At 74.1% G+C, this 11,659-nt stretch carries 10 protein-coding genes; 6 read left to right on the forward strand and 4 right to left on the reverse strand.

Annotated features, from left to right (window positions below):
* Position 1: 1 nt before the first annotated feature.
* Positions 2-901: a metalloregulator ArsR/SmtB family transcription factor gene (locus ASE27_RS05520; RefSeq protein ID WP_056647186.1), complete on the reverse strand. Its 900-nt coding sequence runs from the start codon at positions 899-901 to the stop codon at positions 2-4.
* 171 nt (positions 902-1,072) lie between these two features.
* On the opposite strand from ASE27_RS05520, the gene ASE27_RS05525 reads away from it, so the two are divergent.
* The gene (locus ASE27_RS05525; RefSeq protein ID WP_056647189.1) at positions 1,073-2,032 is read left to right on the forward strand and encodes an ABC transporter ATP-binding protein; all 960 of its coding nucleotides are present in this window, start codon (positions 1,073-1,075) and stop codon (positions 2,030-2,032) included.
* Entirely contained in the window at positions 2,029-2,844 is an 816-nt protein-coding gene (locus ASE27_RS05530; protein ID WP_056647191.1) for an ABC transporter permease, read from the forward strand. The genes ASE27_RS05525 and ASE27_RS05530 overlap by 4 nt, the downstream gene beginning before the upstream one ends.
* 59 nt (positions 2,845-2,903) lie before the next feature.
* Here ASE27_RS05530 and ASE27_RS05535 read toward each other — a convergent pair whose 3' ends face one another.
* Positions 2,904-3,665 carry a hypothetical protein gene (locus ASE27_RS05535; protein WP_056647194.1) on the reverse strand — a complete coding sequence of 254 codons (762 nt, stop codon included), beginning with the start codon at positions 3,663-3,665 and terminating at the stop codon, positions 2,904-2,906.
* A gap of 180 nt (positions 3,666-3,845) precedes the next feature.
* On the opposite strand from ASE27_RS05535, the gene ASE27_RS05540 reads away from it, so the two are divergent.
* From ASE27_RS05540 to ASE27_RS05550, 3 genes are all read left to right on the forward strand, one after another.
* Complete coding sequence (locus ASE27_RS05540) at positions 3,846-4,784, forward strand: heme A synthase (protein ID WP_056647197.1); 939 nt, start codon at positions 3,846-3,848, stop codon at positions 4,782-4,784.
* A 199-nt stretch (positions 4,785-4,983) separates the two neighbouring features.
* A complete protein-coding gene (locus ASE27_RS05545; protein ID WP_056647202.1) occupies positions 4,984-6,018 on the forward strand; it encodes an ATP-binding cassette domain-containing protein in 1,035 nt (344 codons plus the stop codon).
* Positions 6,015-6,848, forward strand: coding sequence for an ABC transporter permease (locus ASE27_RS05550; protein ID WP_056647205.1), 834 nt, complete (start codon positions 6,015-6,017; stop codon positions 6,846-6,848). The genes ASE27_RS05545 and ASE27_RS05550 overlap by 4 nt, the downstream gene beginning before the upstream one ends.
* 62 nt (positions 6,849-6,910) lie before the next feature.
* Here the strand turns inward: ASE27_RS05550 and ASE27_RS05555 are convergent, their stop codons facing one another.
* Both ASE27_RS05555 and ASE27_RS21120 read right to left on the reverse strand, forming a co-directional pair.
* The gene (locus tag ASE27_RS05555) at positions 6,911-10,231 is read right to left on the reverse strand and encodes a BTAD domain-containing putative transcriptional regulator (protein ID WP_157257394.1); all 3,321 of its coding nucleotides are present in this window, start codon (positions 10,229-10,231) and stop codon (positions 6,911-6,913) included.
* A gap of 98 nt (positions 10,232-10,329) precedes the next feature.
* A complete protein-coding gene (locus ASE27_RS21120; RefSeq protein WP_056647211.1) occupies positions 10,330-10,959 on the reverse strand; it encodes a sugar O-acetyltransferase in 630 nt (209 codons plus the stop codon).
* 73 nt (positions 10,960-11,032) lie between these two features.
* Here ASE27_RS21120 and ASE27_RS05565 point away from each other — a divergent pair, with 73 nt between their 5' ends.
* Entirely contained in the window at positions 11,033-11,605 is a 573-nt protein-coding gene (locus ASE27_RS05565; RefSeq protein WP_056647214.1) for a TetR/AcrR family transcriptional regulator, read from the forward strand.
* Positions 11,606-11,659: the final 54 nt, after the last annotated feature.

The raw sequence follows: 11,659 nt of genomic DNA on the forward strand, positions 1-11,659 counted from the left end.
GTCATTCCTTCCACGTTCCGTCGACGACGGAGGGGGGCGGTGGGGCGGTGGTCGATGAACCTGTCGGTTCGGGGTGTCGTGCTGGGGGGTGCGCCGGGGCGCGCGGTCCGCGCGCGGTGGCGCGACGTCCGGTGGTCTCGTGCCCGACGGCGTCGCTCGCCTCGGGTGCGCGGGTCACCGCGGGGAGCACGGGGACGTTGGTGGTGCACGCGTGCCCGCCGCCCGCGAGGGTCGCGAGCCGCTGGACGTGCGAGCCGAGGAGCTGGGAGAAGACCTGGGCCTCGGCGTCGCAGAGCTGGGGGAACTCCTCGGCCACGTGCTGGACCGGGCAGTGCCCCTGGCAGAGCTGGACGGTCGCGGTCCCGGCGACGGGGCGCACGCTCGCCGCGAACCCGTCCTCGGCGAGGACCGCGGCGAGCTGCTCGGCGCGGCCCGCGACGTCGTCGGCCGTGATGCGGGGCGCGTAGCGGTCCGTGAGCTCCTCGAGGCGACGACGCGCGAAGTCCTCGACCGCGTCCTCGCCCGCGACGTCGCGCAGGAAGCGCAGGGCCTGGGTCGCGAGGTCGGGGTAGGCCCCCGAGAGCTCGGACTGGCCCCGGTTCGTCGCGACGTAGTGCCGTGCGGGGCGTCCGCGCATGCCCGTGGTGGTGCCCGAGTCGTGGACCGAGATGAGGCCGTCGGTCTCGAGCTGCGCGAGGTGGCGGCGGACGCCTGCGGGCGTGAGGCCCAGGTCCGTCGCGAGCGAGGCGGCGCTCACGGGCCCGTCGGTCACGATGAGCGAGAGGACGCGCTCGCGCGTGGTCCCGTCACCGTCGAGGGCGACGTGGGATGCGTCACTGCCGAGCGCGACGGCGGGCAGCGAGCGGGGGGCTGCACCCGACGTGCGTGCATCGTGCGTCATGCCTCACCTCCACGTCGTCCGGCCTGCTGGGATCCGCCTCGCCTGGTCCGCGGGCGCGCAAGAGCCCCGGGGACAGGTCGATATAGGTAACAGTCTCATGCGCTAAATGGTCCGACGCAAGCAAGGCGTACCTCACAGCGGGCCCCAGGCGGCTCCCCTACAATCGCCACCGTGCCCGACTCCCCCGCCGTCGTCCTCCAGGACGTGGTCAAGCGTTATGACGGCCGGGCGGTCGTCGACCACCTGAGCCTGACCGCCTCACGAGGCGCCGTGACCGCCGTCCTCGGCCCCAACGGGGCCGGCAAGACCACCACGATCGAGTGCTGCGAAGGGCTGCGTGCCCCGGACGCGGGCGCCGTGCGGGTGCTCGGGCTCGACCCCCTGCTGAGCGCACGCGACCTGCGCCCGCGCGTCGGGGTCATGCTCCAGGACGGCGGCCTGCCCACGGGCGTGCGCGCGCTCGAGATGCTGCACCACGTCGCGTCGATGTACGCGAACCCTCGCGACGTGGCGGAGATCACGGAGCGCCTGGGCCTCGCGAGCTTCGCCCGGACCACGGTCCGACGCCTGTCGGGCGGTCAGCGGCAGCGCCTCGCGCTCGCCGCGGCGATCGTCGGCCGCCCCGAGGTCGTGTTCCTCGACGAGCCGAGCGCGGGCATGGACCCCCAGAGCCGGCACGCGGTGTGGGAGCTCGTGCGCGAGCTGCGCGCGGACGGCGTCGGGATCGTCCTGACGACCCACCTCATGGACGAGGCCGAGGACCTCGCGGACCACGTCTACGTCGTGGACCACGGGCAGGTCATCGCCTCGGGCGCGACGGCCGACCTGCTGCACGCGGGCCCGTCCGCGGACGGGAACCGCACGCTGCGCCTCGAGGCGCGCGCGGGACTGGACGTGGAGGCGCTGGCCCGGCGCGTCGAGGCAGGCCCGACGACGTCGCCCACCTCCGCGTGGACCGTGACCGAGACGCAGCCCGGCTCGTACAGCGTGACCGGGCCGGTCGACCCGTCGACCGTCGCGGTCGTGACCGCCTGGCTCGCGGACGAGAGCGCGCTCGCCTCACGCATCACGATCGGCCGCCGCACCCTCGAGGACGTCTTCCTCGACCTGACAGGACGAGAGCTCCGATGACCGACCAGACGACGACCGGCCCGGTCGCCGAGCGGCCCGCCCCGACCGACGGGGCGGCCCTCGCGGACGGCGCCGCCCCCGCGTGGCGGCGGGTCGCGTCGCAGACGGCGTTCGAGACGCGCATGATCCTGCGCAACGGCGAGCAGCTGCTCGTGACGATCATCCTGCCCGTGATGCTGCTCGTGGGCCTGGCCCGCACGACCTTCATCGACCTCGACACGCAGGGGTACTCGCGCATCGACTTCGTGACGCCCGGCGTCCTGGCCCTCGCCGTCATGTCCACGGCCTTCACCTCGCAGGCCATCGCGACGGCCTTCGACCGGCGCAACGGCGTCCTGCGCCTGCTGTCCACGACGCCGCTGGGCCGGGGCGGGCTGCTCGCGGGCAAGATCCTCGGGGTGCTCGCGGTCGAGGTCGTCCAGGTCGTCGTGCTCGGTGGGGTCGCGCTCGCGCTCGGATGGTCCCCGGACCCGGCCGGCATCCTGCCGGCCCTGCTCGCGGTGCTGCTCGGCACCGCGGCGTTCACGAGCCTCGCGCTCCTGCTCGCGGGGACGCTGCGCGCCGAGGGCGTGCTCGCGGTCGCGAACCTGCTGCTGGTCCTGCTGACCGTCGCGGGAGGCGTGCTGGTCCCGGCCGCGCAGCTCCCCGGGGCGCTCGAGCAGGTCGCGCTGCTGCTGCCCTCGGGCGCGCTGGGCGAGGCCATGCGCGGCGCGCTGCTCCTCGGCGAGGTCCCGGCGTTCTCCGTGGTCGTGCTGCTGGGGTGGACCGCGGCGCTCGGCTGGGGAGCGGGCAAGCTGTTCCGCTGGCACTGAGTCCGTCGCCCGGCGCCGGGAGCACCCCGGCCATCGGCTCACCGTGGGACGGACCCGCATCACTCGAACCGCCACGTGCCGGCAGTCTCCCCGCCCGCGGACGGGAGGCGCACCTGTGCCAGTGCCGTCGCCCAGGCCGCCTCGTCGACCGCGGTCCCGGTGCACTCGAAGGCCACGTAGGTGCTCTCGCGCAGCCCCTCGCCGGTGTACAGGCGCGTCCACACCGACCGGACCAGGACACGACTGCGCACGACCGTGCCTGCGCGCTCGACGGTCCACTCCTGCACGGCCGCGTTCGTCCCGCGGGGCTCCCCCGGGCTGCCGTCGGCCACGAGCACCTCGGAGACGCTCGACGGGTCGCTCGCCCGTTGCTCGCGAGCCATGAGGTCTGCGAGCGCGACGAGGGAGATGTCCCGCTCCGCAGCGACCTGGTCCTCGTCGGGCACGCTCGTCGCGGTGCTGGACACGGTGCACCTGCCGGTCGATCCGAGCGTCGTCCAGCCGGCGCGTGACGGGAAGGCGCTCGCCGAGGTGAAGCCCTCGGGGCGGACGACCAGGGTCGCGGTCCGGTCGAAGGATCCGGCCGTCCCCGCCCCGGCACCGGCATCCGTCCCGGACTCCTCGCCGACCGTCTGCCCGGGAGCCGCGTCACCGCCCGCCTCCTCGTCGGTCGTCCCGGTCCCTCCCGAGGCGGGCGAGGTCTCACCCGCGGCCGGGGTCTCCTGCGGGTCCGCTCCTGGCGTGCAGCCGGCCAGCACCAGCAGGGCGACCGCGAGCGCTCCGATCCCCTGGATGCGGCGAGCAGGTCGGGAAACGGTCACGAAAACCCCCTGGAATGTATCGAAAGGTCCCGTGAGGGTATCGAAATGGCCATGATCCGTCGGGAACGACGCACCGTCCCGTCACGGTTCCCTTCCGGCGGTCTCCTGCGGGCCAATCTCACACCCGCACGGGTCCTCGGCGATTGAGGGCCGCACTGTCCCCGCGGCTACCTTTGGACGGTGAGCAGCGCAGAACTCGCCCCGGTACCCACCTCGCCCGCCTGGTACGCGAAGGTCGACCGCTTCCGCCGCTGGACCCGACCGGTCCTCGTCGCGAACCTCGTCGGCCAGATCGGCATCATCGTCACGGGCGGCGCGGTGCGTCTGACCGGGTCCGGCCTCGGCTGCTCGACCTGGCCGCTGTGCGAGCCCGGGAGCTTCACGCCCGAGTTCCACTCGGCGATGTCCATCCACCCCCTGATCGAGTTCGGCAACCGCACGCTCACGGGTGTCGTCGGGATCATCGCGCTCGCGGTCCTGGTGCTCCTCTGGACGGACACGACGCGTTCCACGTCGTTCCGGCGGGCGAGCTCGCTCCCCCTGATCGGGGTGGCCCTGCAGGCCCTCATCGGCGGCGTCACGGTCCTCCTGCACCTGCACCCTGCCGTGGTCGGTGTCCACTTCCTCGTCTCCGCCGCGCTCGTGGCGGTCTCGGCGTACCTCCTGTACCGCTCCGGCGAGGGCGACGGGCAGCCCACGGCCGCCGTGGACCGGCGGACCACGCTGGTCGGCCGGGTCCTGGCCGTCCTGGCCGTCCCGCTACTGGTCCTGGGTGTCCTGGCGACAGGCTCGGGCCCGCACGGGGGCGACGACGAGGTGGCCTACCGCTTCTCCCTCGACCCGGCGCTCATCAGCAAGGCGCACGCGGCCTCGGTGTGGCTCTTCCTCGTCGTGCTGGTCGTGCTGACGGTCATGGTCCTGCGTCAGGCCACCGCCCCTGCCCGTGCCCGCAAGGCCGTCCTCGTGCTCGTCGGGGTGACGCTCCTCCAGGGGCTGATCGGCTACGTCCAGTACTTCACGGGACTGCCCGAGATCCTGGTCGCCGCGCACATGCTGGGCGCCGGGCTCCTCATCACGTCGCTCACCTGGACGCTGCTCACGCTCCGCGTCCGCGCCTGACGCTCACCACCTGTCGCTGCCGCCCGCCGTCGCGCCTGGGCCGCAGGACCGAAGAGGGCCGTCGTTCCTGCGGGAACGACGGCCCTCTCTCGCTCCCCTCACTCCCCCCGACTCCCGCGGCAGCGGCATGACAGGGCCGTGACACCGGCGTGACAGGCCCCTCCCGGAGGCTGGACCCACCAGCAACCAGGAGGAATCCATGACCCACGAATGGGCGGTCGAGGCACACGGCCTCGTCAAGACGTTCGGCGACAACCGGGCGGTCGACGGCGTCGACCTGAGCATCCGCACCGGCTCGGTGTACGGCGTGCTCGGCCCCAACGGCGCCGGCAAGACCACCACCATCAGCATGCTCGCCACGCTCCTGCGCCCCGACGCCGGCGAGGCCCGGGTCTTCGGGCACGACGTCGTCCGCGAGGCGCAGGTCGTGCGCCAGCTCATCGGCGTCACGGGCCAGTACGCCTCGGTCGACGAGACGCTCAGCGCGACCGAGAACCTCGTGATCTTCTCGCGCCTGCTCGGCCTCGGGCGCGCCGAGTCGCGACGCAAGGCCGCCGACCTGCTCGAGACCTTCGGCCTGACCGAGGCCGCGACGCGTCCGCTCAAGAACTTCTCTGGCGGCATGCGCCGCCGTCTGGACCTCGCGGCGAGCCTCATCGCCCAGCCTCCCCTGATCTTCCTCGACGAGCCGACCACGGGCCTGGACCCGCGCACGCGCGCCCAGATGTGGGACACGATCCGTGAGCTCGTCGCGACGGGGTCGACGGTCGTGCTCACGACCCAGTACCTCGACGAGGCCGACCAGCTGGCCGACCGGATCGCGGTCATCGACCGCGGGCGCGTCGTCGCGGAGGGCACGGCCGACGAGCTCAAGGACGCGGTCGGGAACCAGTCGCTCCAGCTCGGGCTGGTCGCGGCCGCGGACCTGGGGTCGGCCCTCGACATCGTCGAGGCCACGTTCGGCGTGCCCGCGACGACGTCCCCCGAGGCCCGACGCATCACGGTGCCCGTGACGGGTCCCGACGAGGTCACGGACCTGCTGGTCCGGCTGCGCGAGGCCCGCATCGGCGTCGACTCGATCAGCATGGACAAGCCGAGCCTCGACGAGGTCTTCCTGACCCTCACGGGTCACGGCGTCGCGGCCGAGGAGCCGGGCGCGGACGCCACCCCGAGCCCCACGGGCGGCGCGCCCGTACCGACCACCGGCACCACGCGAGAGGCGGCCCTGCGATGACCACGACCCTCACTGCTCCCCGGGAGCAGATCCAGGCCGCGACCGACCGCGACCTGACGAACCGCACGAGCCTCGGGCAGACGGTCCGCAACACGTTCACCATGGCGTACCGCGGCATCCTCAAGATCCGTCGGACGCCCGAGCAGCTCGTCGACGTGACGCTCCAGCCCATCCTGTTCACGCTGATGTTCACGTACATCTTCGGCGGCGCGATCGCGGGCGACGTCGTGAGCTACCTGCCCACGATCATCCCGGGCATCCTCGTCCAGACCGTCATCACGACGTCGGTCGTCACGGGCGTCCAGCTCCGCGAGGACATGGACAAGGGCGTGTTCGACCGCTTCCGCTCGCTGCCGATCGCGCGCATCGCGCCGTTGTCGGGGGCGCTGCTCGCGGACACCGTCCGGTACGGCATCGCGACGACGCTCACGTTCGCGATGGGCTACGTCATGGGCTACCGCCCGGCGGGCGGCCTGGGGTCGGTAGTCCTGGCGGCCCTGCTCGTGATCGTGTGCTCGTGGGCCGTGAGCTGGATCTTCGCGTTCTTCGGGGTGGTCGCACGCACCGCGTCGAGCGTCCAGGGGATCTCGATGATCGTCCTGTTCCCGCTCACGTTCCTCTCGAACGCGTTCGTCCAGCCCGAGACCATGCCGGGCTGGCTCCAGGGCTTCGTCAACCTCAACCCGGTCTCGCACCTGGTCACGGCGGTCCGGGAGCTGACGAACAACGGCGTGCTCGGTGCGGACGCCGTGATCTCGCTGCTCGGCGCCGCGGTCATCGTCGCGGTCTTCGCGCCGCTCACGGTACGGGCGTACATGCGCAAGGCCTGAGCGTCGCGCTCCACCACGGACGGGCGGTGCCCCGGCGGATCCCGCCGGGGCACCGCCCGTCGTCATGCCGTGGGTCGGGTCCAGGGGCCGGTGCGCAGGATCTCCATGACCCGGCCGGGCAGGTCGTCGTGCGCCAGCCGCCCGACGGCGTCGCGCACATCGTCTACGCGCGCGTCACCGTGCAGGGTGCGCGCCCACGCGACGTGGTCCGGCGTGCGGAGCGAGGGCACGTCCTGCCGGGCTCCCATGCGCTGCGCGAGCTCGAGCAGGACGAGCCCGTCGTCGACCCGGCCGAGCCCGGGCGACGACCACAGGTACGCCCCGAGGGCGAGCGCCGCCGTCCCGAGGACGGGGTAGTCGACCATCCCCGGAGCGGCGCGGTGCCCGGCGATCATGCGCACGCGGATCTCGCGGGCCAGCCGCTCGGCCTGGGGAACGGGCAGCGGGTCCGGGTCCCACGGCCCGGTCGTCCCGGGGGCGGGCAGCACGATCGTCGACAGCCACCCCGCAGCGAACATCGTGTACCAGGGCGAGCGCCGCGGAGGCCCGCTCCCGACCGAGGCGTTGGCCGCCTCGAGCTCGGCCAGGGCACGCGCGTGGTCACCGCGCGCAGCGGCGATCTCGGCCAGGCCGGCATGCCCGATCGAGCGCAGCTCGTGCGCGGTCCCACCCAGCCCGGACGGCACGGGGTCGTCGTCGGTCTCGACGAGCGAGGTGAACAGCGGCTCGGCCTCGGCGATGCGCCCGACGAGGACGAGGTTCGTCGCCTCGAGCCAGTCGAGCTGGCGCAGGTCCTCGTCCGCGTGCAGCCGGCCGAGCCCCTCGCGGGCACGGGCGACCCACTCGAGCGCCTGGGCGGCGTCGCCCTGCTCGCTCGCGAGCTGGGCGCGGAAGAGGGCCGACGTCGCTGCTCCCCACGTGTCCTGGGCGCGGGTCGCGAACCCGTGCGCGACGGTGACCTGCGCGATCGCCTCGTCGAGGCGTCCGGCGTTCTCGGAGAGCTGGGCGCTGAGCAGGTGGGTCACGAGCGCGACGAACGGGTCGGGCGACCCGTGGAGCTCGGCGAGCCGCGGTCCCATGCCGAGCGGGTCGCCCGCGTCGGCCAGGAGGTCGGTGAGCGCGGCGGCGCGCGAGCCGATGTCGGCGTCGCGGTGGAGACGGCGCAGCCGGGCCGCTGCTCGGACGCCGGTCGCCGGGTCGCCGTTGGGCGTCGAGGCCGTGAGCAGGAAGAGCACGATGCCCGCCTCGCGCGTGAGCTGCTCGGCGGGAACGTCCGGTGCGCCCCGCACGGCCCGACCCTGCCAGCCCGCGACGACGCGCAGCACGTCGCGGCCGAGCCCGACGACCTCGGTGTGGGCCCCGCGCAGGGACCAGTGCAGGCCGAGCGCATGGAAGACGGGCAGGACCACGTCGGGCCGGTCGGCCGCGAGCGCCGTGCGCAGCACGTGCAAGAGGTTCTCCTGCTCGACGCGCAGCGCGAGCATCGCCGGGACCTGCGTGGGTCCTTCGAGGCGGGCGACCTCGCGGCGCGCGAGGTGGACGGCCCACCGGTAGGTCGCCTCCTGGGCGGTCTCGCGCTCCCCGGCCTCGTCGAGCGTGAGCGCGCCGAACTCGCGCACGGTCTCGAGCATGCGGTAGCGCGCGGTGTGGCACAGGGGCTCGTCGGTCACGTTCAGGAGGGACTGGTTGACGAGCGCCTCGACGTCGTCGAGCCCGACGGCGGAGGCCTCCTGCGCGGTCTGCGCACCGAAGCCGTCGGGCAGCAGGGACAGGCGGCGCAGCAGCTCCTGCTGGGGGGCGGTAAGGAGGTTCCAGCTCCAGTCGATGACGGCGTGCAGCGTCCGGTGGCGGGCGGGGGCGCCCCGGTCGCCCGTGGTGAGCAGGGCGAAGCGGGCGTCGAGCCGGCGCTCGATCTCCTGCACTGAGAGCGTGCGCACGCGCGCCGCCGCGAGCTCGATCGCGAGCGGCAGACCGTCGAGGTGGGTGCAGAGCCGGTCGACGACGTCGTCGGGCAGGTCGGCGCCGGGGCGCGCCGCGAGCGCGCGGGCGCGGAAGAGCTCGACGGCGGGCCCCACGCCACCGTCCACGGAGCCGGCCGTGGCGAGGGGGTCGAGCGGGTGCACCTGCTCGCCACCGACCTGGAGGGGCGAACGGCTGGTCGTGAGGATCGTGAGCCCGGGGACCACGGCGAGCAGCTCGGCAGCCCAGCGGGCGGCCTCTTCCACGACGTGCTCGCAGTTGTCGAGCACGAGCAGGGTCTCGGTCTCCCCGAGGCGGTCGGCGACGAGCTCGTGGACCTCGGTGCGCGCGACCTGGTCGCCGAGCCGCAGACCGCGCGTGTCCCGGATCTCGAGCGCCGACGTGAGGGCGAGGCCGATGTCCTCGCCCGTGCGCACGCTCGCGAGCTCGACGACCGCGACGAGCGGGGTCGTCCCGACCGACCGGTGGGCGACCTCCTGCACCACGCGTGTCTTGCCCATGCCACCCGGCCCGAGCACCGTGACGAGCCGGGACCGCGCCAGGAGGCCGAGGATCGCGACGACGTCGGCCTCGCGGCCGACCAGGGCGTTGGGCGCGGCGCGCAGCCCGAGCGCCGTCCCCCGCCGGGGTGCGCGGGGTGCGGGCGAGGAGCCCGCGGCCTGCAGGATCCGGGTGTTGAGCGCGACCAGGTCCGCGCGCGGGTCGGTCCCCAGCTCGGTCGCGAGCCGGGTGCGCAGGGCGCCGAACGCGCGCAGGGCGTCGGCCCCGCGCCCCGTCCCCTCGTAGGCGAGCAGGAGGGCAAGGTGCGCGTCCTCGTCGAGCGGAGCGCGCTCGACGGCCCGCTCGGCCCACCCGACCGCGGCCTGGTGGTCGCCCGCGGCGAGGAGCGCGTCGAGCAGGGTCTGCTCGGCCTCGGCCCGGCGGTGCTCGGCCGTCGCGACGAGCTCCTCGCCGACCGGACCGCCGAGCAGGTCGAGCAGGTCGTCGCCGGGTTCGCCCCGCCACAGCTCGAGCGCGGCGCGCGCCGACTCGACGGCCTCGTGGGAGTCCCCCGCCGCGAGCGCCTCCGCGGCGTGACGGGTGCGCTCGCGCGCGACGTCGAGGTCACTCTCGGTGCGCAGGGAGTAGCCGCCGGGCCCCGAGACGAGCAGGCCCTCGGCCAGCGCCGAACGCGTGCGGGAGACGAGGCTCTGGAGCGCCGCGCGCGGGTCGGCAGGTTGCTCGTCGGGCCACAGGTCGGAGACGAGCGTGGTGGTGCTCACGGTCCGCCCCTGCGCGAGCACGAGCGCGACCACGAGGGCTCTCGCGCGGGCGCTGGAGGGGGCGACGGGAGTCCCGTGGCGCCCTTCGACGACTACCGGCCCGAGGACGAGGGCGCGAGGGCGCGGGACCGACGAGGACACCCGCCCCACTCTAGTGCGCGCCCCACCTCCGCCGAGGTGCGCCGACCGCGCGAGGGACCCGACGGCGTCGGGTCCCTCCCGCGTCCGGTGCGGGCCCCTCAGGCTCCGTCGACCGGCACGCCCGCGGCGACCGCAGCGCGAGCCTGGTCGTCGACCGGGCGCAGCACCCGGCAGGGCGAGCCGACCGCGACCACGCGCGGCGGGACGTCGCGCGTCACGACGCTGCCCGCGCCGACGACAGAGCCCGCGCCGATCGTGACCCCGGGCAGGATGACGACGTTCGAGCCGATCCAGACGTCGTCCTCGATGCGCACGGGCAGCGAGAACTGGGTCCCGTCGCGGCGCGCCTCGGGCTCGACGGGATGGCCCGCGGTGCTCACGGTGACGTTGGGGGCGAACATGACCCGGTCGCCGATGTGGATGTCGGCGTCGTCGACCAGCACGAGGTTGAAGTTGACGTAGACGTGGTTCCCCACGTGGACGTGCGAGCCGTAGGACACGCTGAGCGGCGGCTCGACCCAGACCCCCTCCCCGACGGTCCCGAACAGCTCGCGCAGGATCCGCCCGCGCTCCTCGACCTGGCTCGGGCGCGAGTGGTTGAAGTCGTACGCGAGCTCCTTGCCCGCGACCCGCTCGGCCTCGAGCTGCGCGAGCCCCTCGCCGTAGTCCACGTAGGGCTCGCCCGTGTTCATCCGCGCCCGGACGGTGCGGTACTGCTCGGTCGTCATCGGCTTCTCCTGGTCGTTCGGTAGTCGTCCGACGCTACCGGTCGGCAGCGCGGGTCACGCATAGGATCGTCGGGTGGCGAGGGACGGCGTGTACGCAAAGGGACGGCTCAAGCGCGAGGAGATCCTCGACGTCGCGCTCGAGGTCTTCGCCGACGAGGGGTACCGCGGCACGAGCCTGCGGACCGTAGCGGCGCGCTGCGGCCTGACGGTCGCCGGGGTCATGCACTACTTCGACTCGCGCGAGGACCTGCTCACCCAGGTGATCGTGCGCCGCGACCAGACGGGGCGCCCCATCTACCACGACGCGCCGCGCACCCTCGCGGAGAACGTCAAGGGCAACGCCGAGCGCCCCGGCCTGGTCGAGCTGTTCGTGTCGCTCACGGCAGCGGCCCACGACCGCGAGCACCCGGCCCACGAGGTCCTGGCCCACCGCTACGCGGGGCTGCGTGCGACGCTCAGCGCCGACGTCGTGGAGCGGCAGGAGGCCGGTGAGCTCCCGTCCCACCTGGATCCGGACGCGATCGCGCGCCTGATCATCGCGACGGCCGACGGCGCACAGCTCCAGTGGATGGTCGACGACGAGGCCCGCCTCGAGGGTCCGCTGAGCACGCTGCTGTACGACGTGCTGGGGCTTCCGCGCCCCTGAGCCTCGACGGGCGCCCGGCCCGCGCGCACCCCTCACCGCTGCTGCCCTCCTCGG

The sequence above is a fragment of the Oerskovia sp. Root918 genome, assembly GCF_001428945.1.
GTDB lineage: Bacteria > Actinomycetota > Actinomycetes > Actinomycetales > Cellulomonadaceae > Oerskovia > Oerskovia enterophila.

Coding starts and splice junctions, on each gene's coding strand:
- ASE27_RS05550 (WP_056647205.1), top strand. CDS start 6,015: ATGACCACGACCCTCACTGCTCCCCGGGAGCAGATCCAGGCCGCGACC.
- ASE27_RS05530 (WP_056647191.1), top strand. CDS start 2,029: ATGACCGACCAGACGACGACCGGCCCGGTCGCCGAGCGGCCCGCCCCG.
- ASE27_RS21120 (WP_056647211.1), bottom strand. CDS start 10,959: ATGACGACCGAGCAGTACCGCACCGTCCGGGCGCGGATGAACACGGGC.
- ASE27_RS05520 (WP_056647186.1), bottom strand. CDS start 901: ATGACGCACGATGCACGCACGTCGGGTGCAGCCCCCCGCTCGCTGCCC.
- ASE27_RS05545 (WP_056647202.1), top strand. CDS start 4,984: ATGACCCACGAATGGGCGGTCGAGGCACACGGCCTCGTCAAGACGTTC.